Below are 26163 nucleotides of genomic sequence, written 5' to 3'. Positions count from 1 at the left end.
TTCGAATGTTGTGTATCGAATCGGACTTCGTTTCCAATCCCGTTTTGAGACGTGCAGCCCAAAATGGAACGGGTTTCGGAGCCCGACTCGAATCCGGTATCGCCGTTATCCGGGGTTTGTAAACCGCTTCCACACTTTTTTTTGCGTTACGCCTCCTGTTTCCGGTTTTTGGTCCGATCCTTGATAGACCCCCGGATACACACGACAACATTGACTACGGTATGACCTCCCTATCCCACATCCTGACGAATGAGCGACGCGCCCTGGTCGCCGTTTTGATGGCCATTGCTGTCCTCGGCTCCGGCTGCGACATATTCGGGACGGCCATCGACGAGCGTGCTCCCCGCCTGGAAATCCTGCGCCCCTTCGATGAGGCTACCGTATCGGGCCGGAATGTGCTCGTCCAGATCAGCGCCGAGGCGCTCGGGGACGACAACTTCGTCTCCTTCATCAATATCAACATCAATGGTCAGCGCGCGGGCGAGGCCGTATTCGATGGGGCCCTGTTCAATTTTCGTTTCAATTCACTGGATTACCCCGATGGGCTCTACCGGATTGAAGCCGTGGCTTTCGACAAGTTCCAGGCCCGTGGCATCAGTGCGCCGGTCCTGGTGACGGTCCAGAACCAGAGTGACGGTCCGGGACCCCGGATGACCATCGTGGACCCTGAAACCGACCAGGAAGTCAACGGCATCACGCGGGTCGTGGCCCGGACCGACCCCGGAGAGCCTTTCGTCACGCGGGTCGACCTGCTGGTGAACGGCGTCGCCATGGCATCCATCTCGGAGTCCATTGGTGGGAATACGTTCATCTTCGACTGGGATACCATTGAGCTTCCGCTCGGCAAACACGTCCTCGAGGTCAAGGCCTACTCCGGTATCAATGTGTTCCGGATTTCGGAATCGGTCACGGTCGAGAAGACCGAACTCGAAACCGGAGGCGAGTTGCGTCCGGGCAGCCTGAAGTGGCGTGCCTTCGGATTCAATGGTGAGATCGACGGTGCCCCGGGCATCGGCTTCAACAACGACATTTATGTAGGAACGTCCTCGGACACCCTGTACAGTTTCACCGTCGATGGCGCACTCAAGTGGAAATTCCCAACCAAGGGTCCCATCCGGTCATCCCCCATGGTGGGCAACAATGAAGACATCTTCGTCGTCAGCGAGGACGGGCGCCTGTATGGCCTGACCAACCAGGGCGAACGCCTCTGGGGATGGTCCACCGCGTACAATTCCGGCTCCCTGCTCCGTTCCAGTCCGACGCTCGGCGTGGACGGGGTCATCTACTTCGGAGACAGTGATGGACGCGTCCATGCCGTCAGCTCGTTCGACGGCCTGTCGATCGGTGGACGCTGGCCCAAGAAGGTATCCGATGCCGCCATTGTGGTACCGCCGGTGATTGCCCGGGACCGGACCATCATCGTGGCCTCCACGGACGGCTTCCTGTACGCCCTCGATCCGGCCGGACAATTGCTCTGGAAGACCCAGCAGAACATCGGGTCCGTCATGGTGGGTATGGCCCTGATCGAAAAGGACATCACCATCAATCTCCCGACCGGCGACACCCGGACCACGACGGCCAACATTGTCTATGCCGTTTCCAACGATGGACAGTTGTACGCCGTAGCCGGCGAGGACGGCTCCGTCCTGTGGAGCTACCCCTTGACCGGGCCGCTGCGTTCCGGACCCGTGGTCGGTCCCGACGGCACCATCTACGTAGGCACGAGCACCGGTTTGATCGCGCTCAATGAAGACGCCGACGCCTTCACACCGCGCCTGCGTTGGGTGTTCGTGGCCGAGAACGTGGGCACCCCGACCATCGATTCAAACGGGATTGTCTACTTCGTCGGCGCCAAGACCCTGTATGCCATCAACCCGAACAATACGCCGTACTGGACCTACCACCTGAATACACAGTCCGACGGTCCATTGACCATTACACGGAGCGGTGAACTGCTGGTAGCCGGCGACAACGGTGCCCTGTTCTCGTTCGAAACCGGATCGGTCGGACTGGCACGGGAAAAATGGCCTACGTTCCAACGCAACGCGCGGCACACGGGCCGGATCGGCATCGATGCTACGGATGGCTGACCGGGATGGCGGCGGAGCGTCGCAGGACGTTGCCATCCGGATCGAGCGCTTCAATCCACAACGTATGGGTTCCAGCGTTCCCGACGTGCCCAGCCTCTGCCCCGGCTGCTCTCCCCGGCCAGGCTTCAGAAAGGGACGCATCGAATGTGGTCGCGATCGTAAGTCCGACCGCATGCGGCATGTCCTGCACGTCGTCGTGCAGGATGATGCGGTACGATCGGGCTCCGTCCACTTCTTCCCATGCGAGTACGAACCGGTTTTCTGCCAGGCTGGGGACCCACTCCGTGTCCAGGACCGCACCACCCATGCCCCGAAAATCAATTGAGATGTGCCAGGCGACAGCAACCGTCAACAACAACACGGTGCTCGCCACGACTATGATGGTCTTCCAGAGACTTTCATCGGACTTCGCAAAGCGCCGGGATGCCGATTCTGCCGTCATCATTCCGGAAATATCCAGGCGGGCCGGTCGTAATTTCCGGGCCGGGGCAGACCGGGCTCCGTCCCCCCCGTCCGCAGCGTACAGCGCATCCCCGGCCATGGCCAGCAGGTCGCGTGCCCGGTCGTTGGTCACCAGATAGGCGGATATTTCTTCCCTGAGCCGCTGGGGCAGGTCACCGGCCAAAAAGGCGGCGAGCAGGTACTCGTCGATGTGTTCCTGGGACTCGGGCATGAAAAGAAGGCGTTTGTCACAATCCAATACGTAGGGATTTCGACTTTTTGCACGCCGTGCCGCATATTGCGGCAATGGACAATGACCTGAAATCCATCCAGCAAGCCCGAACGCTTGTCCGGGCATCCCGGGCAGCCTTCGAAAGCTTCCACACGTTCTCGCAGGATGCCGTCGACCGGATTGTCCGTGAAATGGCTCGCGCGGGTGAAAAGGCCGCAGAACCATTGGCCCGGATGGCGCACGAAGAGACGGGTTTCGGGCGCGTGGACAGCAAGACCGCGAAAAACCTGTTCGCCACCCGGACGCTCCTGGAGCGGATGGGAGACATGAAGACGTGTGGCATCATTTCGCGAGGAACGACGGTATGGGAAGTCGCCTCGCCCATGGGCGTGGTGGCGGCCCTCATCCCGTCCACCAACCCCACGTCCACGGCCATGTACAAGGCCATCATTGCCGCCAAGGCACGGTGCGGCCTCGTCATGAGCCCGCATCCGCGCGCAACCGCCTCCACCGCGGAGGCCCTCCGGATTGTCGCCCAGGCGGCGTACCGTGCCGGCGCTCCCGAAGGATTGTTCGGCTGCCTGACGGACCTGTCCCTGGAGGGGACCAATGCCTTGCTGGAAGATCCCGATGTGGATCTCATCCTGGCGACCGGCGGATCGGCCATGGTGAAAGCCGCCTATTCCAAGGGAAAACCCGCGTATGGCGTCGGATCGGGCAACGTCCCGGTCTATGTGGACCGATCCGCGGACCTGGAAAAGGCTGCACGCGATATCGTGTACGGAGCATCCTTCGACTGGGGCACGCTGTGTTCCACCGAGCGATCCATCGTGGCCGACTCCCCGGTGTACGCGCCCATGCTCGCGGCGCTGCGCAGCCAGGGTGCCTACGTGCTATCACCAACGGAGAAGGATCTGCTGCGGACGTTCGTCCGGGTTGACGGCCATCTCAACGTGGAGCAAGTCGGGCAGTCGCCCGTCATCATTGCACAACGGGCGGGATTTGAAGTACCCTCGAAAACACGTGCCCTGATTGCGGAGGTGGACGAGGTTGGTCCCGGCGAACCCCTTTCCATGGAAACCCTGTCGCCCATCCTGACCCTGTACAGGGTGGACGGATGGCAGCAAGGGTGCCAGCGATGCAAGGACATCCTGGCGTTCGGAGGAATCGGCCATACGCTGGGGATGCATGCCACGTCAGACAACGTAATCGAGGCCTTTGCCCTCGAAAAGCCAGCCATGCGGATCGTGGTCAATTCCGTGGCAGCCCTCGGATCCGTGGGCTACACGACGGATCTGTTTCCGGCCATGACGTTGGGGCCGGGCACGCTGGGTGGATCCATCACCAGCGACAACATATCTCCCCTTCATCTGGTGAACATCAAACGCGTGGCCTTCGAAACGCATCCAGTGCATCCTGCCAAAACCCGAAGCGAACAAGCCACGAACAGCGCCCGCCCGGCAAAGAGCACTCATCCGGCAATCAGCGCCCCGTCCCCGTCACGTCCCTGGATGGAGGAAATCGAAGCCCGTCTGAGGGAACGGGCCGGCAGCCGACCGGTGGCCCCGGCTACCGCAACAAAACCAGCGCCCGCGCCAGCCACTGCAACAAAAACTGAATCCACTCCGGCCGCCACCCCGCTTCCCCTGACCCCGGACCGGATTGCCGAACTGGTGGCCCGGTTCAAAAAGGTGTGAACCTGCTGAGGAATTGACTCCAGCGCGATTTCCGGGGTATATTGACCGATCTGACCCACCTCAACATTCAACCCGCGGTTCGCACCCGTATGGCAGATACCAGTGATTTCAGAAACGGCTTTACCATGGAATGGAATGGCGACATCTGGTCCATCATCGAATTCCAACACGTAAAGCCCGGAAAAGGCGGAGCCTTCGTCCGAACGAAGTTGCGCAACGTCCGCACCGGCCGTGTGCTTGACAACACCTTCCGCGCGGGAGAACGCGTGGACCAGGTCCGGGTCGAACGCCGCAAGTACCAGTTCCTTTACGAGGATGACCTGGGACTGCATTTCATGAATACGGATACCTACGAGCAGATCAACCTGCCCGTCGATGCCGTGGCTGGACGCCAATACGTGAAGGAAGGTGCCACCATCGACATCCTCATGCACGCTGAGACGGAACAGCCCTTGACCACGGAAATCCCCGGGTCGGTGGACCTGAAGGTCGTGGAGACCGAACCCGGCCTCAAGGGCGATACGGCCACCGGTGCCACCAAACCGGCGAAAGTCGAATCGGGTGCTACCGTGTATGTGCCCCTGTTCGTCAACGAAGGTGACGTTATCCGCGTCAACACCGAACGCGGCGATTATGTGACGCGTGTCAATACGGCTTGAGCCCAACAATACGGAGAACCCCATGGATCTGGAACGCCTGAGAGACATCCTGAAACTGGTCTCGGAAAGTGATGTATCCGAGGTCGAAATCGAGGAAGAAGATCTCCGGATCTTTGTCCGGAAAGCCGCACCCGCACCTGCACCGGCACCCATGGTTCAGTCCTGGGAGATCCCGGCGGCCCAGCCCGCACCACAGCCCGCGCCGCAACCCGCTGCCGCTCCCCAGGCACCCGCTGCAGCTCCGGCCGAGCCGGCCGGCACCGAAGTACGCGCACCCATCGTCGGGACCTTCTATGAGGCCGCATCGCCCGATTCGAAACCGTATGTCCAGGTCGGCGACTCGGTCAAGGCCGGGGATGTCCTCTGCATCATCGAGGCCATGAAGCTGATGAACGAAATCGAGTCCGAGGTTTCAGGTACGGTCCGCAAGATCCTGGTCAAGAACGCCACCCCTGTCGAGTACGACCAACCCCTGTTCATCATCGAGCCGGCGTAATGCAGAAAGTACTGATCGCCAATCGTGGGGAAATCGCCCTCCGGATCATCCGGACCTGCCACGAGATGGGTCTCAAGACCGTGGCGGTCTACTCGACGGCCGACAAGGATTCCCTGCACGTCCGTTTCGCCAATGAGGCCGTCTGCATAGGCCCACCGCCGAGCCGCGATTCCTACCTCCGGTTCGACCGCATCATTGCCGCGGCGGAAGTCACCGGGGCAGACGCCATCCACCCGGGCTACGGATTCCTGGCCGAGAACGCCGAGTTCAGCGCCATCTGTGAAGACCACGGCATCAAGTTCATTGGTGCTTCCCCGGAGACCATCCGGCTCATGGGCGACAAGAGCCTGGCCAAGGAAACCATGGTCAAGGCCGACGTACCGGTCGTTCCCGGTTCCGACGGAGAGGTCACCGATGCCAAACATGGTGCGCGTGTGGCCGAAACCATCGGCTACCCCGTGATTGTGAAGGCCAGTGCCGGTGGCGGAGGCCGCGGCATGCGCATGGTTCCGTCCGCCGATCAGTTCGAGAAGCTGTACACCATGGCCAGCAACGAGGCCGAGGCCGCCTTCGGCAACGGCGGCTGTTACGTGGAGAAGTTCGTCACCTCGCCCCGGCACATTGAAATCCAGGTCCTCGGCGACGGCAAGGGCAACGTCATCCATTTCGGTGAACGGGAATGCTCCATCCAGCGCCGACACCAGAAGCTGCTCGAGGAATCTCCGTCCCCGATTGTCGATGCCGACCTGCGGCGCAGGATGGGCGAAGCCGCCGTGAAAGGGGCCAAAGCCGTGAATTACGAGGGCGCCGGGACGGTCGAGTTCCTGGTGGATGCCGACCGGAATTTCTACTTCATGGAAATGAATACGCGGATCCAGGTGGAACACCCGGTCACCGAGGAAGTGGCCGATTGCGACCTGATTGAATACCAGATCCGCGTGGCCGCCGGCGAAAGCATTACCGAGCGCGAAATCCCGCTCCAGGGCCACGCCATCGAATGCCGGATAAACGCCGAGAACTCGTACCGGAATTTCTCGCCCTCCCCCGGGCTCATCAAGACCTTCCACCCGCCGGGAGGGCACGGGGTCCGCGTGGACACGCATGTCTACGCCGGGTACCGGATTCCCCCGAACTACGACTCGATGATCGCCAAGCTCATCGTGCGCGCGCGCACGCGTCCGCTGGCCATCCAGAAAATGCTCCGTGCCCTCGAGGAGTTCGTCATTGAGGGCATAGACACGACCATTCCGTTCCACATCCAGTTGCTCCAGAACGAGAAGTTCCGTGCCGGCGAGTTCGACACGCGGTTCCTGGAGACGTTCACGCTCGAACCCCAACCCAATGAAATTTCCTGACGACCTGCTTTATACGAAAGACCACGAGTGGATCCGCTTGGACGGCGATACGGCTGTCGTGGGCATTACCGACTTCGCCCAGTCCGAACTCGGCGACATCGTGTATGTCGAAATCGATTCCGTGGGCGATGCGGTGGATCGGGATGACGTGTTCGGTACGGTAGAAGCCGTCAAGACGGTCTCCGAACTCTTCATGCCCGTAGACGGGGAAGTCCTCGAGGTCAACGATGCGCTCGAAGCCAACCCCGAACTGGTCAACGACGATCCCTACGGCGACGGCTGGTTGATCAAGATCAAGGTATCGGACCCGTCGAACCGCGACGGCCTGCTCTCGTCGGCCGACTACGCCGCCATGGTCGGCTGATGCACGAAACGCTTGTCATACTTGATTTCGGATCCCAGTACACGCAACTGATTGCGCGGCGCATCCGTGAGGCCGGAGTTTACTCCGAAATCCTTCCCTGCACGGCCCCGGTCGACGAGGTCATGTCCCGGCAGCCCCGCGGCATCATCCTGTCCGGAGGCCCGTCGTCGGTTTACGACGTCGGTGCACCCCAACTCGATCCTGCGTTCCTCGGACTGAAACGCGACGATGGGTCAGACATGCCTGTGCTGGGCATCTGCTACGGACTGCAGGCCATGGCCCAGGTCAGCGGCGGTGCGGTGGAACGCGCCACGCGACGGGAGTTCGGCCGTGCGGCCATCCGGATTGACCAGACCGCCGGGCTGTTCGAGGACGTGCCCGAGGGATCCAATGTGTGGATGAGTCACGGCGACCACCTGACGCGGCTTCCCGAAGGCTATACCGTCATTGCCCACACGTCGAATGCCCCCATTGCCGCGGTACGGTCCACGGACCTGCCGCACTACGGCGTTCAATTCCATCCCGAAGTGGTCCATACCGAGCACGGCCGCAAGATCCTGGACAACTTTGCCCACCGGATTTGTGGCTGCACGGGAGATTGGTCGGCGGCCTCGTTCGTGGAAGAGAAGATCGATGAAATCCGGGCCGAAGTCGGGGATGCCCACGTCATCCTGGGTCTTTCCGGCGGCGTGGATTCCTCCGTTGCCGCCGTCCTCCTGCACAAGGCGCTGGGCGATCAACTGACCTGCATTTTCGTGAACAATGGACTGCTCCGGAAGGGCGAATGGGAGCAGGTCCAGTCCACCTTCCGCGACAACTGGCATATCCGACTGACCGCCATCGATGCCAGCGACCTGTTCCTGGATCGTCTGGAAGGGGTGGTGGACCCCGAACTGAAGCGCAAGATCATCGGCAACACCTTCGTGGACGTGTTCGACAATGCGACCCACGCCATTGTCGAAGAACTCGGCGAGCGCCCGGCGTTCCTGGCACAGGGTACCCTGTACCCGGATGTCATCGAGAGTGTGTCCTTCAAGGGTCCCTCGGCCACCATCAAGACGCATCACAACGTCGGTGGACTACCGGAAAAAATGAACCTGAAGGTGCTCGAGCCCTTCCGTGAACTGTTCAAGGACGAGGTACGCGCCATCGGACGTCTGCTGGACGTGCCGTCGGCCATCATCGACCGGCACCCGTTTCCCGGTCCGGGTCTTGGCATCCGCGTCATCGGGCCCGTCACGCGCGAGGACGTGGCCATCCTGCGGGAGGCCGATGCCATTTTCATCGAGGAACTCCACGCGTGGAACCTGTACGGTGAGGTCTGGCAGGCCTTTGCCGCCCTCCTGCCGGTCCAGTCGGTCGGGGTCATGGGCGACGAGCGCACGTACGAGAACGTTTGTGCCCTCCGGGCCGTTACGAGTGTGGATGGCATGACGGCGGACTGGGCCCACCTGCCCCACGAATTCCTGGCACATGTGTCCAACCGGATCGTGAACGAAATCCGGGGAATCAACCGGATGGTGTACGACATCAGCTCCAAGCCGCCGGCCACCATCGAGTGGGAATAATGGGAATGATGCGCATGGTCCTGGTCCTGCTGTTCCTGGCGTCGGCCCCGGTGGCCGCCGCCCAGCAGATCCCCCATGCCACGGCCGATTCGCTCGTAACATCCGGATTGGCCGCATTCGAAGCCGGATCCTGGTCGGAGGCCCAGGCGGACTTCGATCGCGTCCTGCGCGAATACTCCTCGTCGACCGCCGCCAGCACGTCCGCGTTCATGGCCGCCCGGTCGGCGTACCGGCTGGGCCAATATGCACGCGCTGCGTCGCTCGTGCGCTCCTTCGCCGACACGTATCCCGATTCCCGGTTCACGAGCGACGCGGCGCGCCTCCTGGCGTTGGCCGAAAATGCACAGGATGTGGCCCGGCTGGAGCCGGCCCGCCTCGGCATCATCCTGTCGCTGGACGGCGAGGACCGGCTGCAGACCCAGGAAATGTTCAACGGCATTCACCTGGCGGTCCGCAGGCACAACGCCGCCGAGACCCGTCGACCGGTGGAAATGATTTTCCGGGATGCGGACGGCGGCCCCGACGCCGTCCGCCGCGCCGTGCAGGAACTGGCCGCCGAGAACGCCGATGCCATTTTCGGCACCCTGTATTCGGAGAATGCCATTGCCGCCGCTGCCGAAGCCGAACGCCAGGGACTGGTCTTCATGGCCCCCATGGCCACCGACGAGGCCGTCAGCCGGGGTCGCCGGATGGCATTCCAGGCCAACCCCAGCATGGAAGTCCGGGGCCGCCTGGCCGCCCGCCATGCCGTGAACGGATTGCGCCTGGACAGCCTGGGTGTCATCGCGTCCATGGACCCCGCCGGACTGTCGGAACGCATTACGGATGCCTTCATCCAGGAAGCGTCCCGGCTCGGCGCCCGGATAAACCTGATCGTGCTCTTGCCCGAGGAGCGGAACTGGCTGGAACTGGACAACTTCTTCCCGGCCGATACGCTTGACCATGTGGAAGCCCTGTTCATGCCCATTGTCAGCCCGGACCGCCAGCGGGTGGCCGGAGGCGTCCTGTCCAGTATGGATCGCTTCGGCAAGACCACGCGCATTGTGGGCAATTCGAGCTGGCATGACCTGCCCATGACGGCGCACGCCAGCCAGTACGGCGTATCGTATGTGAATGATTATTATTCGGGATACGACGAGCGGGCCACAGCGGCCTTCATCGCATCCTTCCGAACCCTGGCCAGGACCGAACCCGACCGGTTGGCCTTCGCCGGATACGATGGGACGACCTTCCTGCTCGGATTGATGGACACGTACGAAGCCGCGGAACTGGCCGATGCCATCCGGCAGGCTCCCCCGTTCCAGGGATTGGGCCACCGCATCCATTTTGACGGCACGAACGTAAACCAAGGGATGTTCTACCACCGGTACCGGGACGGCCGTCTGGTGCTCCAACGGTGAGGAACTGCCCCCGAAGGGCCTCGTACCATCCGCCCTGCTTCCCATCGCGCACTGCCCTTCCATGAAACGACTCTCCATCCTTGTCCTCGTCCTGGTCCTCGCCGGGTGCTCCTCGCCCAATCGGGTCCGGTACACGTCGCCGCAGGAGGCTTATGAGCGGGGCATGGAGCGCTTCGAGGCGGGCCGATACGATATCGCCATCGAGTACTTCCAGGGCGCCTTCGATTTCGGCCGCTCGCATGAATGGGCCGCCGATGCCCAGCTCCAGTTGGCACATGCCTACCGGGCGTCGGAGCAGTATCTGCTGGCTGCCAACGAATACACGCGGTTCACGCAGATCTACCGGTCGGACGCGCGCGTTCCCGACGCCGAGTACCTGTTGGCCATGACCTACTACGACCGTTCACCCGCGTATCAATTGGATCAGACGGACACCGAGCGGGCCATCCGGCAATTCCGCCTGTTCATGACGCGCTATCCGGATCATGAGCGGTCGGCCGATGCCGCCGAACGTATTGTGGAATTGCGCGAGAAGCTGGGCCAGAAGGCCTACTACACAGCCAAGCTGTATGAACGGCGCGAACTCTACCAGGCGGCAGCCGTCAGTTTTGAAGCCGTGTTCGACCGGTATTACGATACCGAATGGGCTGACGATGCCCTGTTGGGCGCCATGCAGGCTTACCTGGAGTACGGCAAGTTGAGCGTTCGTGACAAGCGTGCCGAGCGCTTCGGAAAAGGGGTGGACAGCTACGAGCGACTCATCCAGATTTTCCCGGACAGCCCCATCCTGAAGGACGCCGAAGCCGTCTACATGGAGCTCCAGGCTGAACTGGACCGGTTGAGCCAGCCGTCATGACCCGCCTGGGCGTCTTTGGAGGAAGTTTCGATCCTCCCCACAGGACGCACGAGCGCGTTGCACGGGCCGCACTGGACCAGCTGCATCTCGACGCGGTACTGTGGATTCCGGCCGCGCACCCCCCGCACAAGCCCGACCGGACCCTGACCGCCGATCCGCATCGGATGGCCATGATCCGGGGCGTGATCGAGGACGAGCCCCGCTTCCGGCTGGATACCCGCGAGTTGGACCGGGGCGGCACGTCCTGGACCGTCCAGACCCTGGAGTCCCTGACGGCCGAACAGCCGGATGCCACCCTCTTCCTGATCGTGGGCAGCGACAACCTGGCCGGATTCGAAACCTGGAGGGATCCGGACCGCATTGCAGAACTGGCCACCCTGGTGGTCTATGACCGCCCGGATACCTCAGCTTCGGCGCTGCGGCGCTCAAACGGTCGGCCCGCCATCCACCTGGACGGCATCCAGAGCGACATATCGTCGACCGCCATCCGCCAGGCGCTGCAGGCTGCGGGAGCCGGAGAAGGGACAGACACCACCGTGTCCGGGCTGCTCCGGACCCACCTGCATCCGCGGACGCTGTCCTACATTCGCGCGCACGGGTTGTATCTTCCGGAATGACCAAGCCCCACTCCCTTCGCGACCGGATCGCCCAACTCATTTTCCCCCGGATCGGATCCAATATGCCCCCGGCCGTCACGGTCGCCGAGGACGCTGAACGGATAGGTGAATTGCTCGACCGGCATGCCCTCGGGGGATTGTGCCTGTTCAACGGTGACCGGTTCATGACACCACAGGCCCTCGCCGTCCTGCAAAGCCGGTCCCGCTTTCCGTTGTTGGTGGCCACTGACATGGAACGGGGTGTCGGCCAGCAGCTCCGTGGTGCAACCGTCTTCCCGCATGCGCTGGCGTACGCTTCCCTGTCGCCGGACGATGTCGAGGAAATGGCCCGGATATCCGCCCGGGAAGCTCTGGCAGCCGGCATCCACATCAGTTTCTCGCCCGTCGCGGACGTGGCGTCGAATCCCCGGAACCCCATCATTGCCACCCGCGCATACGGCACCGACCCGGAAACCGCCTCGGCCCGCGTGGCCGCGTACATCTGCGGATGTGCCGCCGAGGGCCTGTTGTCCACCGCCAAACATTTCCCCGGCCACGGAGACACCGAGACAGACTCCCACGACGGCAAGCCCGTGCTGACCCGGGACCGGGAGTCGCTGGACGCGCTTGAACTCCCCCCGTTTGCGGCTGCCATCCAGGCCGGTGTGCCGCTCGTCATGACCGCCCACGTGGCCTATCCGGCCCTGGATGCGTCCGGACGGATAGCCACGGCCTCGAAACCCATCCTGCAGGACCTTCTGCGGGACGAAATGGGCTTCCGCGGCGCCGTCATCTCGGACAGCCTCTTGATGGCCGGTGCCACGGCCGGTGCGGCCACCGAAGGCGAGGAGGTGGCCCGCATCCTGAAGGCGGGCGTGGACATCCTGCTGGATGTCCGCTCCGTGGATGATGTCATTGAGCACCTCGTGACCGCTGCGCATTCGGATGCGGAGTTGCGGGCACGGGTCGACGAAGCCTTCGAACGGCTATGGACCCTGAAAACCGGATTCTCGGACCGGTTCGGGGATTCCTTTTTCCTGGACCCCGGCACGGCCTTCGAACCCCGCGTGGTCGGATGCGCCGAACACCAGACCGCGGCCGCCGGCATGGCCGCCCGGGCCCTCGTGGAATACGGGGAATCCTACCGGTTCTTTGCCCTGAAGCCCGGCCAGAAAGATGTGTTGTGCGTGCTGGTCCGGCCCCATGTCACGTACAACGACCCGGCCGCCGGGACCCTTGAAAAGGCCTTCCTGCAGGCCTTCCCGAACGGGACCTACCGGGAAATCCTGCCCGAAACGGACGAAGCCGACCTGAAACAGTTGGTGGATGCGGCCGCCGAGCACCGCGGCGTGGTCGTGGCCGTCATTGTCAAGCCCGCCGCCTGGCACAAATTCGGTTTGCAACCGGCCCAGCACCGGTTCGTGCGGGAAATGTGCGATCGGCACGCCACCGTGCTGGCCAGCCTTGGAAGCCCGACCATCCTTTCCGATTTTCCCGGTGCCGTGACCAGCGTGTGCCTGTTCAGCGACGTAGCGCCCTCCCAACAAGCCCTGGCTTCCTGGTTGAGCCGACTCCAATGAAACGAATCCTGCTTCTGGCCCTTGTCATGGCCGCCTGCTCCACACCCGACATGACCACCCCACTCGAGCGCACCATCCGCGCGACTCTTGCTGAAGCCGACTCCGCGCGCACCCCGGATTCAAGCCAGGTTACCGTCGCCGTCTCCGTCGTGGACCCGTCCACCGGTTTCGAGCTCCACGTGAACGGCGATCGTCTTTTCCATGCGGCCAGCACCATGAAAGTGCCGGTCATGATTGAAGTCTTCCGCCAGGTCAACGCCGGGCGTTATGCCATGAGCGATGAGATCGTACTCCGGAACGAATTCCGGTCCATCGTGGACGGATCCACGTTCTCCATTGAAGATGATTCGGATGATGCGTCCTACGCCCATCTCGGGTCGCCCATGTCGCTGGCCGACCTGACGTACAACATGATCATCGTGTCCTCGAACCTGGCTACGAACCTGCTCATGGACGTGCTTTCGGCCGATTCGGTGCAGGCCACCTCCGAACGACTGGGCACCACCCACATGCAGACCCTGCGCGGCGTGGAGGATTTGAAGGCCTTTGAGCAGGGACTGAGCAACCGGGCCACATCAAAGGACCTCGCCCGGCTCATGACGCATCTCATGAACGGAACCGCGGTCTCGCGTCAGGCCGACGCCTCCATGCGTCAGATCCTGTTCGATCAGCGGTTCAACGACATGATTCCGGCCGGCCTGCCGCCGGATGTCCGGGTGGCACACAAGACCGGCCAGATCACGCGCATCAACCACGATGCGGCCATTGTCTATCCCCCCAATGCGGAACCGTATGTCCTGGTCATCCTGGTGGAGGGCGTGGACGACCACGCGGCGTCGGCTGCGCTCGGCGCACGCATTGCCCTCAGTGTCCATGAGCACCTCCGCGGAGGAGCCTGATGGGGTTGTTCGACCGCATCCTGAAACGCCCCGCTGAACCGCCCGGCAACGAGCGTGCGGGCCATCCCACTCCGCCACGTTCCCATGGTGAACCGGTCGACCGGGCAGACATCGAACGCTTGGTCGGTCATGCCATCCAGGACCCATCCCTGTACCAGCAGGCCCTGCGGCACCGGTCCCTCATGCGGGGGGACAACGATGCCCACCTGGACAGCAACGAACGGCTGGAGTACCTGGGCGATGCCGTGCTCGGATTCGTGGTCGCGGACCATCTGTTCCGGGAATTCCCGGACGAAGCCGAAGGCTGGCTGACCCGGCTCCGGGCCAAGCTGGTCAGCGGACAGTCCCTGGCGGCGAGTGCCCGTACCATCCATCTGGAACGCTACCTGCAGACCAGCGACAGCGTGTCGAATGAACACGTGAAGGCATCGGACTCCATGCTGTCCGACGGGTTCGAAGCGGTCATCGGGGCCCTGTACATGGACTTGGGGATGGACGCGGCCCGGACGTTCATCCAGAAGCATCTCCTGAACAAACCCGACCTGCGCGATCTGGCCGCGAAACGGCACAACCACAAAAGCGCGCTGCTGGAATATCTTCAGGCCCACGGGCGCCCCCAACCGGTGTACCGCGTGATGGCCGAAAGCGGGCCGAGCCATGACAAGCTGTTTGAAGTGGCCGTGTTCGTGGAAGAGGAGGAATTCGGCCGGGCCACGGAGCGCAGCAAGAAACGGGCGGAGCAGGACGCGGCCAGCCAGGCACTGGCCCGACTCCGCGAGGCGGAAACCGCCTGAACGCGGCCACCCCGGTTTCAAGCAAAATTGAAACTGCCGCCGCGTACTTTACCGGCATGCCGGCGTTCATGCGGCTGACCCTGTTCGCTCGGTCGTTCCGAATCGATTCCTGTCCACCCGCTTTCCCCTACGCCCATGGCTGTCAGCCTGTCTTCAACGGACTTCTTCAAGGATCGCCATATCGGTCCGTCGGACGCTGAAATCACCGAAATGCTGACGGCCCTCGGCCTGTCCTCCCTGGAGGAACTGGTGGCCAGCACCATTCCGGCCGCCATCCGGATGGACGGGGACCTGGAGCTGCCACAGGCGCTGTCGGAGCGGGAACTGCTGGACCGGGCCGCCGAGCTCGGCCGTCGCAACCGGCGCTTCCGGTCGTGGATTGGCATGGGGTATCACGGCACTGTGACGCCGCCGGTCATCCAGCGCGGCATCCTGGAGAATCCGTCCTGGTACACCCAGTACACGCCCTACCAGGCTGAAATCGCCCAGGGTCGCCTTGAGGCGCTGCTGAATTTCCAGACCATGGTCATCGACCTGACCGGAATGGAGATTGCGAACGCCAGCCTTCTGGACGAGGGCACGGCCGCCGCCGAGGCCATGATGATGCTCCACCGTTCCTCCAGGCGGAGCGGAAAGGAACGCTTCTTCATTTCCGAGGCCTGCCATCCCCAGACCATCTCGGTCGTTGAAACGCGCGCCATTCCGCTCGGCATTGAAGTCGTGGTCGGCGACCATCGCACCTTCACCTTCGACAACGGGGTGTTCGGCGCCCTGCTGCAGTATCCGACGACGGACGGCAGCGTCGAGGACTACGGCAGCTTCTGCGACGCCGCCCACGCGGCCGGTGCACACGTGGTCGTGGCCGCGGACCTGCTCAGCCTGACCCTCCTGGAAGCCCCCGGTACGTGGGGTGCGGACGTGGTGGTCGGCTCCACGCAGCGCTTCGGCGTGCCCATGGGCTTCGGTGGTCCCCATGCCGCCTATTTCGCCACGGGCGAGGCGTTCAAGCGCCAGGTCCCGGGCCGCATCATCGGCGTCACCATCGATGCCGACGGCAACCCGGCCCTGCGCATGGCCCTGCAAACCCGCGAGCAGCACATCCGCCGCGACAAGGCCACGTCGAACATCTGTACGGCCCAGGTCCTGCTGGCCGTCATTGCCGGCATGTACGCCGTCTATCATGGTCCGGATGGCCTGCGCCGGATAGCGACGCGCATCCATGACCTGACCCGCCTGTTGGCGGAAGGCCTCCGCGAAGCCGGATTGACGGTACGTCACGCATCCTGGTTCGATACCCTCCGCGTGGACGGTGTCAACGCTGCGCACGTAAAACAGGCCGGTGAGCAGGCCGGCATGAACTTCCGCATGTACGCCGACGGAAGCGTGGGCGTCACGCTCGACGAAACGGTGACGACCGACGACATGGTGGCCATTTTCCGGTCGTTCGGCATAAGCGCCAACGTACGCGGCCGCGCCGAGCAGATGGCGTCCGGGTACACCGGCCCCCTGGCCCGGACCACGGAGTTCATGACCCACCCGGTCTTCCATGAGCATCAGTCCGAGGCCGGCCTGACCCGGTACATGCACAAGCTGTCCACACGCGACCTGTCGCTGACCAGCAGCATGATTCCGCTCGGATCGTGCACCATGAAGCTGAATGCCGTGGCGGAGCTCATGCCCATCACGAACCCGGATTTCAACCAGATCCATCCCTTCGCTCCCGCCGACCAGGTGGCCGGCTACCGGGAAATGATGACCGAACTGCGCACGTGGCTGTCTGAAATCACGGGCTTTGCCGCCACCTCGTTGCAGCCGAATTCAGGCGCATCGGGTGAGTATGCCGGACTGCTGGTCATCCGCGCGTACCACGAACACCGGGGCGAAGGCCACCGGAACGTGTGCCTCATTCCGTCGTCGGCCCACGGCACGAACCCGGCCAGCGCCGTCATGGCGGGCATGGACGTGGTGGTCGTGGCCTGCGATGAGGACGGCAACATCGACGTCGAGGATCTGACGCGGAAGGCCGAAGAGGCCGGCGACCACCTGTCGTCGCTCATGATCACCTATCCGTCCACGCACGGCGTGTTCGAGGAGTCCGTTCGCGATATCTGCGCCACCATCCACAAGCATGGCGGCCAGGTCTACATGGACGGGGCCAACATGAACGCCCAGGTGGGCTTGTGCCGCCCGGGAGACATCGGCGCCGATGTGTGCCATCTGAACCTGCACAAGACCTTCGCCATCCCGCACGGTGGTGGCGGTCCCGGCGTCGGCCCCATTTGCGTCGCCGAACACCTTGCGCCGTATCTGCCCGACCACCCGGTGGTATCCCCGCGCGAAGACGGCATGCCGGACCTCCAGCTCGGCCCGGTTGCGGCCGCGCCGTTCGGGAGCGCATCCATCCTGCTCATTTCCTGGGCCTACATTGCCATGCTCGGGCCGGACGGTCTCAAGAAGGCCACGCAGGTGGCCATCCTGAACGCCAATTACATGGCCCACCGGCTCCGCAGCCACTACGACATCCTGTATACGGGCCGCAACGGGTTCGTCGCGCACGAATTCATCATGGACCTGCGCCTGCTCCGGCAGCACACCGACCTGACCGAAGTGGATGTGGCCAAACGGCTCATGGATTATGGATTCCACGCCCCGACCATGTCCTGGCCGGTCGTCGGCACCATGATGGTCGAACCCACCGAGAGCGAGAACAAGGGCGAACTCGACCGGTTCTGTGAGGCCATGATGGCCATCCGCGCGGAAATCAAGGAAGTCGAACTGGGTGCGGTCGCCTCCGCAGACAGCCCCCTCGCGAACGCTCCCCACACGGCGGCACTCGTGCTGTCCGAGACCTGGGACAAGCCGTACAGCCGCGAAAAAGCGGTCTACCCGGCCCCGTGGACGCGCGAGTACAAGTTCTGGCCAAGCGTCCGCCGCGTGAACGATGCGCACGGCGACCGCCACCTGGTGTGCTCCTGCCCGCCGATGGAAGCCTATTCCTGACGCGCGACGTCCAAACCGTACACCCGGCCGCTGAGCGGACGCCCCAGGAACGCGGCCACCTCGCGCGTCACCTCGGATACCGCGCCGATGTCCACACCCGTCACCCACCCCAATTCGCGCAGGGCATAGGCCACGTCCTCGGTCGCCACATTGCCCGTGGCACCGGGGATGAAGGGACAACCGCCGAGTCCCCCGAGCGACGTATCGAACCGCCGGACGCCTGCGTCGAGCGCGGCAATCACGTTGGCCACTCCCAGCCCCCGCGTATCGTGCAGGTGGAGCACCAGCGGGACGGCGTTCTCGTCCGGGACCCCTTCGCGGACCGCCGCCTGAACAGCCTCCACCACACGCCGGATGGACGCCGGATTGGCCATGCCCGTCGAGTCGGCCAGCGACATCGACTCCAGGCGCCGACCGTCCGGGCCGGCAAGCGCCGCGAAGCGCCGCGCCAAGTCCACCACCTGTTCCATAGGGGTGTCGCCCGGTTGCCCGTAGCCCCAGACCGTCTGGAACCCCATCTGGACCTCCAATCCGAGCTCCCAGGCGCGGCGGACCATGACGAAGGCCTGCTCCACGCCCTCCTCCACCGACATGTTGGCGTTGTCCCGGCCGTGCCGCTCGTTCGTGGCAATGCTCAAATCCACGTAATGCAGCCCCGACGCTGCGGCACGCTCCACGCCCTTCAGGTTCAGCGCCAACCCGGTAGCCACGGCCGGAAGCCCGGCCACACCGGCGACCACCTCATCCGCATCGGCCATCTGGGGGACCCGCCCGGGGTGCACGAACGACGTCACCTGCACGCGCGGCAGGCCCGCCGCCGCCAGGCGGCGTATCCATTCCACCTTCCGCTCGGTCGGAATGGGTTTCGATTCGAATTGGAAGCCGTCGCGGGGTCCGACCTCGCAGAGGCTGACGTGACGCGTTTCGTGTCGCATGTGTTCTGTATACTGGGTGCAAAGCGAACGAGCACGAACATGATAGGTTTTCCGCGCATCATCCGGACGCCCGCCATTCTGGCCGCCCTCCTGGCCACCCTGGTTGCCGCATCCCTCACCCACGCGACCGCCGCCCAGACCACCTCCTCCGAGCCGCTCAGCGACCGGGTCGTGTCCTATACCATCGATGCGACGCTCGACGCCGAATCCCGCACCGTGCGCGCTGCAGAGCGCATTACGTGGCGCAACAGGGATGCGGTGCCGGTGGATGAACTCCAATTCCATCTCTATCTGAACGCGTTCAGCAACAACGAATCGACGTTCATGCGGGAAAGCGGCGGTGCCCACCGGGGCTTCAGCGCCAGCGGCCAGGACCCCTGGGGCGGCGTCCGGATCACGGCGTTCACGTTCGAAGGCGCCGACCTGATGCCGGCCATCCGGTTCATCCAGCCGGACGACGGCAACGTGGCCGACAGCACCGTGATTTCCGTGACGCTGCCGCGCGCCGTTGCGCCCGGCGAAACCATTGCCGTGGACCTGTCCTTCACCTCCCGGCTGCCCGAAATCGTGGCCCGGACGGGCTGGAAAACCGGCGATTCCGGGCGCCCGTTCTTCATGGTGGCCCAGTGGTTTCCGAAGCTCGGCGTGTATGAAATCCCCGGACAGCGGTACGTCCCCGAGGATGCGCCCCGGGGCGCCTGGAGCACGCATCAGTTCCACGCCAACAGCGAGTTCTATGCCGATTTCGGCACGTACGACGTGACCATGCGCGTACCGGCCGACCATGCCGTGGGCGCAACGGGGTTGCGCGTGGAGGATCGCATGGAAGACAGCCTGCGGGTCATCCGGCATGTGGCCCACGATGTGCACGATTTCGCCTGGACCGCCAGCCCGGATTTCATCGAACACGAGGACCGGTGGGAGCATGTGGACATCCGGCTCCTGCTCCAACCGCGCCACGCCGCCCAGGCCGAGCGCCACCTGGCGGCCACGAAGGTCGCTCTGCAGTACTACGCGGACTGGATCGGGCCCTATCCCTACACGACGCTCACGGTCGTGGACGGGCTCGGCGGATCCAATGGCATGGAGTACCCGACGCTCATCACGGCCGGAACGGCATACGGACTGCCCGAATGGGTGAGGCCGCTCGAGCTGGTCATCATCCATGAGTTCGGCCACCAGTATTTCATGGGGATGCTCGCATCGAACGAAGCCGAAGAAGCCTGGCTGGACGAGGGCATGAACTCCTACGTGGAATCGCGCATCATGGATACCGAGTGGCCCGACGGATCCATCCTGGAGGTCGCCGGCGTGCGGATCGGCGACCGGGACTTCCAGCGGCTTTCCTACACGCTCAGCAATCCGAACCGGGGGCCGCTCTATGCGCGCTCGTGGGAATATCCGTACGGCGATTTCGGAAAGGCCTCCTACGCGAAGCCGGCCACCGTCATGAACACGCTCGAAGGATACCTGGGGTGGGAGCGCATGCAGGCCTTCCTGCAGACATACTACCAGCGCTGGCGCTTCGGGCATCCCACGACGCGGGACCTGCAGGAGACGCTCGAAGACGTGACCGGCGAGTCATTCGACTGGTTCTTTGAACCGTATGTCTACGGTACGGCCGTCGTGGACTACCGGGTGGACGCCATCACGGCCCAGTCGGTCCGCCTGGAGCGCCGGGAGGACGGGGTCTTCCCGCAGCGGCTCCGCGTGACGTTCGCGGACGGCACGACCGCCGAGCGGACCTGGGACGGCGCGTCCCGGTGGACCACGCTGCACTTTCCCGGAAGTGAACGGATTGTCGAAGCCCATCTGGACCCGGACGGGGTCGTGTGGCTCGATGTCAACAAGCTCAACAACCGGATGGTCACGCCCTCTGCCGCCGACAATACGTTCGCCCGGCGGGCCCAACTCCGGTACATGGCGTTCGTACAACGTTTTCTTTTCCTGGCCAGCGGGCTGCTTTAACCCTTCCTGATTTCCATGGCACCCTACTCCGAACCCGACCCTTCCGGCCGTCCCGCCTCCCCCCTTGCGCTCGGCGTGGACGCCATCCGCCGCCGGCCCGGGCTGGCCTGGCTCATCTATGGCCTGAACCTGCTGGTCGCCCTCGTGATTTCCATCCCGTTGCTCGTCGTGCTGGGCAACGCCGTTTCGGAATCCGGTTTCTCCGAAGAACTCGCGACCACCTTCGACCCGGCACTCTGGGCAGACATCTTCACGCGTTCACCGGACCTCGTGGCCACGATGCTGGCTCAACTGCTGTGGGTGGTTCCGATCTACCTCATCTGGAACGTACTCTCGCTCACGGGCCTCGCCCACGCGCTGTCCCGCGGCGCCCAGGGGTCCTTCTGGACGGGCATCGGTCGATACGGCTTCCGGGCCGTGTTGCTGGGCGGGCTGTTCCTCGGAATGATGCTCGTCGGATTCGTGGCCATCGGCCTGCTCGGGCTGGCCGCCAACCTGATTTTCAGCGGTCCTGCCGGCGCGTACTGGGTGAACGTGGCGCTCCTGCCGCTGCTCGTCCTGTTCGTCTTCGCCATGCTGGACATGGCGCACGACTTTGCCCGGATTGAGCTCGTGCTGGGCGGGCAGTCCGTGGGATCCGCCTGGTCGGCTGGATTCGCCTGGCTCGTGCGGTCGTCCCGGGCCAACGGCGTCTACATCGTGTGGATGCTTGCCGCCATCGTCACCTTGTTCGCTGCGGCGGGCCTGGACCTCCGGATGGGCGGGCTCGTCCTGGCTTTTCTTGTCCAACAGCTCCTCATGCTCGCCCGCGCCGCCGTCACCGTCGGCTGGATTGGCAGCGAAGTCGCCGTCTGGGAGGCCGACGCCCAGCACGACATGCCGATGATTGCAGAAGCATGACCTTGACTTGGCCGAATCACTATTCAAGTTTTTCGGCTTTTTCTTAACTATGGCGTGTTCGCACTTCGCCACAACCCCCTGGCGGCGACCCTTACCCTCGCTGCCACCCCCCACCAACAGAAAGAGGGGGCGGGCCGGGAGGCCCGCCCCCTCAGGGGCTGAAGAGCGCGACCTTGTCCCACCCACCACAGTTTTACAAGGTCGCTGAAGCTTTAGGAGGTAGCTTTTCGGTCTTCAGTTTCAGAAGCGGATGTCCTGGAGGATGTTGGACAGCTCCGCCGTGCGAGGCACGTATTTCAGTTGCAGGCCGCCTTCAGGAGCCACGTCGTTCATGAAACGAAGGTAGGCCTCCCTTTCGTGTGTCGACATGCCAGAAAAGTCGAAGGTCCGCATGAGACGCGACCAGACGCGTTCGCCGATCTGTCCGTTGAGGTAGCGGGCCAAGAGGTTGTCGAAGGCGGTGTTCATGGCAGTAGCAGTTTGGTGACGGTTGGTGTCCTGCCCGAAATCTTTACAAATACCGGGCCGTTCTGGGATGGGACACAAAAATATCCGTGTCATAACTGGACGGAATCACCCTTCCGAAGTTACATGGGGACCGATTTATGGCCTCAATCCGACCCGATACACGCCAAAAACCCCTGATAGAACCGCTCAGGAGCGCACTGGGCGCCCGGTCGGGACCCGTCTGCCGGACGCACATGACCCCTGAACTAACGGACATTTTTTCCGGATTCCCGGTATTCCCTTCCTAGAAGGCCGTCGCCGGGGCGGGCTCCATATCGAACCACGAGCACACGCGGGCGTGCGTGCCGTCCACGGCCGTGACGTGCGTGAATTCATTCGTGGACGGGTCGTAACGGTAATCCTGCTTCCATTCGTCCACGTTCCGGACCACCGCCTCGAGCGCCGACAGCACGTGCTCCAGCTCCTCGTTCGTCATGGTCGGATGCAGCGACAAGCGCACCCAGCCCGGTTTCAGCGACATATCGCCACGATCAATCCGCTCCGTGATGGCATGAGACGTGGATTTGTCCACGTGCAACAGGAAATGGCCGTACGTGCCGGCGCAGGAGCATCCGCCGCGCACCTGCACCCCGAACCGGTCGTTGAGCAGTTTCACGATCAGGTTGTAGTGCACATTGTCCACATAAAACGACAACACGCCGAGCCGGTCCTCGATTGCATCGGCCAGCAGATGCAGACCCGGAATGGCGCGCATCCGCGGGAAGGCCATCTCGAGCAGTTCGTGCTCGCGCATCATGATCTTCTCCGGATCCATGGCCTCCTTCAACCGGATGGCCAGTGCCGCCTTGATGGTCTGCAGGAACGGAGGCGTTCCGCCGTCTTCCCGGTCCTCGATATCGGAAATGAACGTGTGCTCACCCCAGGGATTCGTCCAATTGACCGTGCCCCCGCCGGGATGATCCGGGACGCGATTCGAGTCCAGCCGCGCATCGAACACCACAATACCCGGCGATCCGGGACCACCCAGGAATTTGTGCGGCGAGAAGAAGATCGCATCCAACGATTCCATGGGATCCTCCGGATGCATGTCCATGGGCTCGTAGGGCGCATTCGCGGCAAAATCCACGAACGCCAATCCCCCGTGCTCGTGCATGATGCGCGCCAGCTCGTGGTACGGCGTCCGCACCCCGGTCACGTTCGAGCACGCCGTGAACGATCCGATGAGCGGCCGGTCGGCGTACTTCACGATCTCGCGGCGCAGGTGCTGCGTGGCGCATCGACCATCATGATCCGGGTCCAGCACGACGACGTCCGCCAGCGACTCCAGCCACGTGGTCTGGTTCGAATGATGCTCCATGTGCGTCAGGAACACCACCGGGCGGCGCTCCACCGGAATGGACAGGCAGTCCTGCACCTTCTCGGGGACGCGCAGCCCAAGGATGCGCAGCATCTTGTTGATGACCCCCGTCATACCCGATCCGCTCGCAATGATGACGTCGCCCGGGCCCGCGTTCACGTGGCGCTTGATGATGGCACGCGCCTCGTGGTAGGCCAGCGTCATGGACGTGCCGGTAATACTGGTCTCCGTATGCGTGTTGCCCACCCACGGGCCCATGATTTCCGACAGGCGCTGCTCGATGGGCCGGTACAGCCGCCCCGACGCAATCCAGTCGGCATAGACCACACGCTGCGTCCCGTACGGGGAATCGAACGTGGCATCCATGCCGATGGTGTTCTCGCGAAAGGGGGCGAACCAGGCTTCGAGTTCAGTCACAACAGTAGGGCTTGGCTGGAATGGGTCAGGAGAGTATGATCTCTTTGCGGAGGCGGGCAACGGGGATGCCCAGCTGCTCCCGGTACTTGGTCACGGTACGGCGTGCAATCTGAAACCCCTTTTTCTCCAACATGGTTGCAATCCGTTGGTCCGAAAGGGGCTTCTTCTTGTTTTCCTCTGAAATGATGCCGTCGATGATGGCCTTCACTTCCTTGTTCGATACGTCCTCGCCGCTCTCGGTCGTCAGACCTTCAGAGAAGAAGTACTTCAGCTCGTACACCCCGAAGTCGCACTGCACGTACTTCCCGTTGACTACGCGGCTGATGGTGGAAATGTCCATGCCGATGTCCTCGGCTATGTCCTTCAGGATCATGGGGCGCAGATGCCCCTCGCCCATCTGGAAAAACGCCTGCTGCTTGTCGACAATGGAATGCATGACCGACAGCATGGTCTGGCGGCGCTGGTTGATGCTGTTGATGAACCAGCGGGCGGACTCGAACTTCGACTTCAGGAAGTTCTTGGTCTCGGCGTCGTAGCGGTCGCGGCCCTTTTTCTTGTCCGTGACCACTTCTTCCAGCATGTGCTGGTAGTGGCGCGATACGCGCAGCTCCGGGGCGTTGGCGCCGTTCAGCGAAATGATGAACCCGTCGTCCTCATAGCGCACCGTGAAATCGGGCGTGATGTAGTTCTCGCCGGCCGAGAATTCTCCTTCGCCGGGTTTGGGGTCCATGCGCTGGATGAGATCGAAGGCTTCCTTGAGCTCTTCATTGTCGCATCCCAGGCGGCGGCGGATCTGGTCGAAGTGCTTCATGGTGAAGGCCTTGTACGCCTTCTGGAGCATCTGGATGGCCGTATCCCTGCCGGGGATGCGCTCCGGCAGCATTTCAAGCTGGATGAGCAGGCATTCCTTCAGGTCGCGCGCCGCGACCCCCACCGGATCCAGCCGTTGGATGCGATACAGGACCTCCTCCACCTGTTGCTCGGTCAGCAGCAACCCGTGATTGAAGGCAATGTCATCCACGATGGATTCGAGCGGGCGGCGCAGGTAGCCGTCCTCGTCGATGGAGCCGATGATCTGATCGGCAATGAGCATGTCTTCGTCTGACAGGTCCAGGAACGTGAGCTGCTCCTCCAGTTTGTCGGCCATCGTGGACTGGTACGGCATGGGCGACTCGCGCGTATCGTCCTCCTGGCTGTGGTCCACCTTGGCCTTGTAGCCGTACAGGTCATCCCCGTCGTCCAGCAGTTCCTCCCAGTCGTATTCGTCCTCGAGCTCGCGCTCGTCTTCCTGGAGGTCATCCTCGGAAATCGGCTCCTCGACGACATCCAGTTCGTCCTCGGGCTCCCCCTCTTCGAGCAGGGGGTTGATCTCCATTTCGGCCTTTATCCGCTGCTCCAGCGCCAGCGTGGGCAGCTGAAGGAGTTTGATGTACTGGATTTGCTGGGGCGACAGGCGCTGCTGGAGCGATTGTCTCTGTTGCAGATTCAGCATGACCGTCGATCGTCGCACACGGCGCGGAATCGTTCAACCCAATCTTCGCCGTACTTGCGGGCAAGCGGCGCAGCGAGGAAGTCGGACAGATAGACACCGTCGCGCTCGCCCATTTTCACGGCGGGAAGGCACATGTCCATCTGTTCGTAATTCAGCAGGTCCATGTCGCCGAGCGACTGGATGCGGATGGGATACAGGTGACAGGAGATGGGCTTTTCCCAGTCGGTTCGCCCCTCCTGGTAGGCTTTCTGGATGGAGCAGATGGCTACCGGACCCTTGTAGGTCACGAATACGCACTCGGCCTGGCCGACGCACGTGGTGGCGTATTGCCCGTCTCCGGTTTCCTCCCACACGCCTTTGCGATCAATGACCTTGCGCGCCTCCGGCCGAAGGTCGTTCTTGACCACTTCGTAGGCCGCTTCCACCCTTGCGCGCTCGTCCTCTTCGAGCGGAGCGCCCGAGTTGCCCTGGACACAACATGCCCCATGGCACGCCCCGAGGTTGCAACAGAACCGGGCGTCGACGAGATCGTCTGAAATGAGTATGTTGTCGATCAGAAGCATGGCACTACAAACATGATGCCGTATTCTATACCACAG

General features: G+C 63.1%; 22 protein-coding genes. 16 read left to right on the top strand and 6 right to left on the bottom strand.

Translation table 11 applies throughout. The annotated features are described in order from the left end of the window. Positions 1 to 221 precede the first annotated feature (221 nt). The gene (locus RIE53_07840) at positions 222 to 2090 is read left to right on the top strand and encodes a PQQ-binding-like beta-propeller repeat protein (GenBank protein ID MEQ9104596.1); all 1869 of its coding nucleotides are present in this window, start codon (positions 222 to 224) and stop codon (positions 2088 to 2090) included. Here the strand turns inward: RIE53_07840 and RIE53_07835 are convergent. After that, positions 2077 to 2763 (bottom strand): hypothetical protein, encoded by a 687-nt coding sequence (locus RIE53_07835; GenBank protein ID MEQ9104595.1) that lies wholly within the window; start codon positions 2761 to 2763, stop codon positions 2077 to 2079. The genes RIE53_07840 and RIE53_07835 overlap by 14 nt on opposite strands. A 56-nt stretch (positions 2764 to 2819) precedes the next feature. On the opposite strand from RIE53_07835, the gene RIE53_07830 reads away from it, so the two are divergent. From RIE53_07830 to gcvP, 13 genes are all read left to right on the top strand, one after another. Next, a complete protein-coding gene (locus tag RIE53_07830; GenBank protein ID MEQ9104594.1) occupies positions 2820 to 4460 on the top strand; it encodes an aldehyde dehydrogenase family protein in 1641 nt (546 codons plus the stop codon). 89 nt (positions 4461 to 4549) lie between these two features. Continuing rightward, the gene (gene efp / locus RIE53_07825; GenBank protein ID MEQ9104593.1) at positions 4550 to 5119 is read left to right on the top strand and encodes an elongation factor P; all 570 of its coding nucleotides are present in this window, start codon (positions 4550 to 4552) and stop codon (positions 5117 to 5119) included. Positions 5120 to 5141: 22 nt separating this feature from the next. Beyond that, on the top strand, positions 5142 to 5615 hold the full coding sequence (gene accB / locus RIE53_07820; GenBank protein MEQ9104592.1) for an acetyl-CoA carboxylase biotin carboxyl carrier protein: 474 nt from the start codon (positions 5142 to 5144) through the stop codon (positions 5613 to 5615). Beyond that, positions 5615 to 6970, top strand: coding sequence for an acetyl-CoA carboxylase biotin carboxylase subunit (gene accC, locus RIE53_07815; protein MEQ9104591.1), 1356 nt, complete (start codon positions 5615 to 5617; stop codon positions 6968 to 6970). The genes accB and accC overlap by 1 nt, the downstream gene beginning before the upstream one ends. Continuing rightward, positions 6957 to 7334 (top strand): glycine cleavage system protein GcvH, encoded by a 378-nt coding sequence (gene gcvH, locus RIE53_07810; GenBank protein MEQ9104590.1) that lies wholly within the window; start codon positions 6957 to 6959, stop codon positions 7332 to 7334. The genes accC and gcvH overlap by 14 nt, the downstream gene beginning before the upstream one ends. Then, positions 7334 to 8902: a glutamine-hydrolyzing GMP synthase gene (guaA, locus tag RIE53_07805; protein ID MEQ9104589.1), complete on the top strand. Its 1569-nt coding sequence runs from the start codon at positions 7334 to 7336 to the stop codon at positions 8900 to 8902. Before gcvH ends, guaA begins: the two co-directional genes overlap by 1 nt. 14 nt (positions 8903 to 8916) lie before the next feature. After that, positions 8917 to 10302, top strand: a complete 1386-nt coding sequence (locus RIE53_07800; GenBank protein ID MEQ9104588.1) for an ABC transporter substrate-binding protein — start codon at positions 8917 to 8919, stop codon at positions 10300 to 10302. Between the two features lie 61 nt (positions 10303 to 10363). Beyond that, positions 10364 to 11158 (top strand): outer membrane protein assembly factor BamD, encoded by a 795-nt coding sequence (bamD, locus tag RIE53_07795; GenBank protein ID MEQ9104587.1) that lies wholly within the window; start codon positions 10364 to 10366, stop codon positions 11156 to 11158. Then, the gene (nadD, locus tag RIE53_07790) at positions 11155 to 11775 is read left to right on the top strand and encodes a nicotinate (nicotinamide) nucleotide adenylyltransferase (GenBank protein MEQ9104586.1); all 621 of its coding nucleotides are present in this window, start codon (positions 11155 to 11157) and stop codon (positions 11773 to 11775) included. The genes bamD and nadD overlap by 4 nt, the downstream gene beginning before the upstream one ends. Beyond that, a complete protein-coding gene (locus RIE53_07785) occupies positions 11772 to 13334 on the top strand; it encodes a glycoside hydrolase family 3 protein (protein ID MEQ9104585.1) in 1563 nt (520 codons plus the stop codon). Before nadD ends, RIE53_07785 begins: the two co-directional genes overlap by 4 nt. Next, complete coding sequence (locus RIE53_07780; GenBank protein ID MEQ9104584.1) at positions 13331 to 14233, top strand: serine hydrolase; 903 nt, start codon at positions 13331 to 13333, stop codon at positions 14231 to 14233. The genes RIE53_07785 and RIE53_07780 overlap by 4 nt, the downstream gene beginning before the upstream one ends. Next, positions 14233 to 15027: a ribonuclease III gene (gene rnc, locus RIE53_07775; protein MEQ9104583.1), complete on the top strand. Its 795-nt coding sequence runs from the start codon at positions 14233 to 14235 to the stop codon at positions 15025 to 15027. The genes RIE53_07780 and rnc overlap by 1 nt, the downstream gene beginning before the upstream one ends. Before the next feature lie 135 nt (positions 15028 to 15162). Next, positions 15163 to 18027 carry an aminomethyl-transferring glycine dehydrogenase gene (gene gcvP, locus RIE53_07770; GenBank protein MEQ9104582.1) on the top strand — a complete coding sequence of 955 codons (2865 nt, stop codon included), beginning with the start codon at positions 15163 to 15165 and terminating at the stop codon, positions 18025 to 18027. Here the strand turns inward: gcvP and RIE53_07765 are convergent. Continuing rightward, positions 18018 to 18962: a hydroxymethylglutaryl-CoA lyase gene (locus tag RIE53_07765; GenBank protein MEQ9104581.1), complete on the bottom strand. Its 945-nt coding sequence runs from the start codon at positions 18960 to 18962 to the stop codon at positions 18018 to 18020. The genes gcvP and RIE53_07765 overlap by 10 nt on opposite strands. A gap of 39 nt (positions 18963 to 19001) precedes the next feature. Between RIE53_07765 and RIE53_07760 the strand changes: the two genes are divergently transcribed. Further along, a complete protein-coding gene (locus RIE53_07760; protein MEQ9104580.1) occupies positions 19002 to 20930 on the top strand; it encodes a M1 family metallopeptidase in 1929 nt (642 codons plus the stop codon). A gap of 15 nt (positions 20931 to 20945) precedes the next feature. Continuing rightward, the gene (locus RIE53_07755; protein ID MEQ9104579.1) at positions 20946 to 21830 is read left to right on the top strand and encodes a hypothetical protein; all 885 of its coding nucleotides are present in this window, start codon (positions 20946 to 20948) and stop codon (positions 21828 to 21830) included. Between the two features lie 240 nt (positions 21831 to 22070). On the opposite strand, the gene RIE53_07750 is transcribed toward RIE53_07755, so the two are convergent. From RIE53_07750 to RIE53_07735, 4 genes are all read right to left on the bottom strand, one after another. Then, positions 22071 to 22298, bottom strand: coding sequence for a hypothetical protein (locus RIE53_07750; protein MEQ9104578.1), 228 nt, complete (start codon positions 22296 to 22298; stop codon positions 22071 to 22073). A 283-nt stretch (positions 22299 to 22581) separates the two neighbouring features. Further along, complete coding sequence (locus RIE53_07745) at positions 22582 to 24072, bottom strand: aminotransferase class V-fold PLP-dependent enzyme (GenBank protein ID MEQ9104577.1); 1491 nt, start codon at positions 24070 to 24072, stop codon at positions 22582 to 22584. A gap of 25 nt (positions 24073 to 24097) precedes the next feature. Continuing rightward, positions 24098 to 25564 (bottom strand): RNA polymerase factor sigma-54, encoded by a 1467-nt coding sequence (rpoN, locus tag RIE53_07740; GenBank protein MEQ9104576.1) that lies wholly within the window; start codon positions 25562 to 25564, stop codon positions 24098 to 24100. Next, positions 25558 to 26127 carry a DUF3109 family protein gene (locus tag RIE53_07735; protein ID MEQ9104575.1) on the bottom strand — a complete coding sequence of 190 codons (570 nt, stop codon included), beginning with the start codon at positions 26125 to 26127 and terminating at the stop codon, positions 25558 to 25560. The genes rpoN and RIE53_07735 overlap by 7 nt, the downstream gene beginning before the upstream one ends. Positions 26128 to 26163 lie beyond the last annotated feature (36 nt).

This window comes from Rhodothermales bacterium, from assembly GCA_040221055.1.
In the GTDB taxonomy this organism is placed as follows: Bacteria; Bacteroidota; Rhodothermia; order Rhodothermales; family UBA10348; genus 1-14-0-65-60-17.
The sequence above is the reverse complement of the archived record's forward strand: the minus strand, read 5'-3'. Positions and strand labels throughout refer to the sequence as shown.

What these genes read in the sequence shown, in the direction of transcription:
- RIE53_07760 (MEQ9104580.1), top strand. Translation starts at nt 19,002, where the DNA reads ATGATAGGTTTTCCGCGCATCATCCGGACGCCCGCCATTCTGGCCGCC.
- accB (MEQ9104592.1), top strand. Translation starts at nt 5,142, where the DNA reads ATGGATCTGGAACGCCTGAGAGACATCCTGAAACTGGTCTCGGAAAGT.
- gcvP (MEQ9104582.1), top strand. Translation starts at nt 15,163, where the DNA reads ATGGCTGTCAGCCTGTCTTCAACGGACTTCTTCAAGGATCGCCATATC.
- RIE53_07735 (MEQ9104575.1), bottom strand. Translation starts at nt 26,127, where the DNA reads ATGCTTCTGATCGACAACATACTCATTTCAGACGATCTCGTCGACGCC.
- RIE53_07840 (MEQ9104596.1), top strand. Translation starts at nt 222, where the DNA reads ATGACCTCCCTATCCCACATCCTGACGAATGAGCGACGCGCCCTGGTC.
- gcvH (MEQ9104590.1), top strand. Translation starts at nt 6,957, where the DNA reads ATGAAATTTCCTGACGACCTGCTTTATACGAAAGACCACGAGTGGATC.
- guaA (MEQ9104589.1), top strand. Translation starts at nt 7,334, where the DNA reads ATGCACGAAACGCTTGTCATACTTGATTTCGGATCCCAGTACACGCAA.
- rnc (MEQ9104583.1), top strand. Translation starts at nt 14,233, where the DNA reads ATGGGGTTGTTCGACCGCATCCTGAAACGCCCCGCTGAACCGCCCGGC.
- RIE53_07765 (MEQ9104581.1), bottom strand. Translation starts at nt 18,962, where the DNA reads ATGCGACACGAAACGCGTCACGTCAGCCTCTGCGAGGTCGGACCCCGC.
- efp (MEQ9104593.1), top strand. Translation starts at nt 4,550, where the DNA reads ATGGCAGATACCAGTGATTTCAGAAACGGCTTTACCATGGAATGGAAT.
- RIE53_07785 (MEQ9104585.1), top strand. Translation starts at nt 11,772, where the DNA reads ATGACCAAGCCCCACTCCCTTCGCGACCGGATCGCCCAACTCATTTTC.
- RIE53_07780 (MEQ9104584.1), top strand. Translation starts at nt 13,331, where the DNA reads ATGAAACGAATCCTGCTTCTGGCCCTTGTCATGGCCGCCTGCTCCACA.
- RIE53_07750 (MEQ9104578.1), bottom strand. Translation starts at nt 22,298, where the DNA reads ATGAACACCGCCTTCGACAACCTCTTGGCCCGCTACCTCAACGGACAG.
- RIE53_07755 (MEQ9104579.1), top strand. Translation starts at nt 20,946, where the DNA reads ATGGCACCCTACTCCGAACCCGACCCTTCCGGCCGTCCCGCCTCCCCC.
- accC (MEQ9104591.1), top strand. Translation starts at nt 5,615, where the DNA reads ATGCAGAAAGTACTGATCGCCAATCGTGGGGAAATCGCCCTCCGGATC.
- bamD (MEQ9104587.1), top strand. Translation starts at nt 10,364, where the DNA reads ATGAAACGACTCTCCATCCTTGTCCTCGTCCTGGTCCTCGCCGGGTGC.
- rpoN (MEQ9104576.1), bottom strand. Translation starts at nt 25,564, where the DNA reads ATGCTGAATCTGCAACAGAGACAATCGCTCCAGCAGCGCCTGTCGCCC.
- RIE53_07800 (MEQ9104588.1), top strand. Translation starts at nt 8,917, where the DNA reads ATGGTCCTGGTCCTGCTGTTCCTGGCGTCGGCCCCGGTGGCCGCCGCC.
- RIE53_07835 (MEQ9104595.1), bottom strand. Translation starts at nt 2,763, where the DNA reads ATGCCCGAGTCCCAGGAACACATCGACGAGTACCTGCTCGCCGCCTTT.
- nadD (MEQ9104586.1), top strand. Translation starts at nt 11,155, where the DNA reads ATGACCCGCCTGGGCGTCTTTGGAGGAAGTTTCGATCCTCCCCACAGG.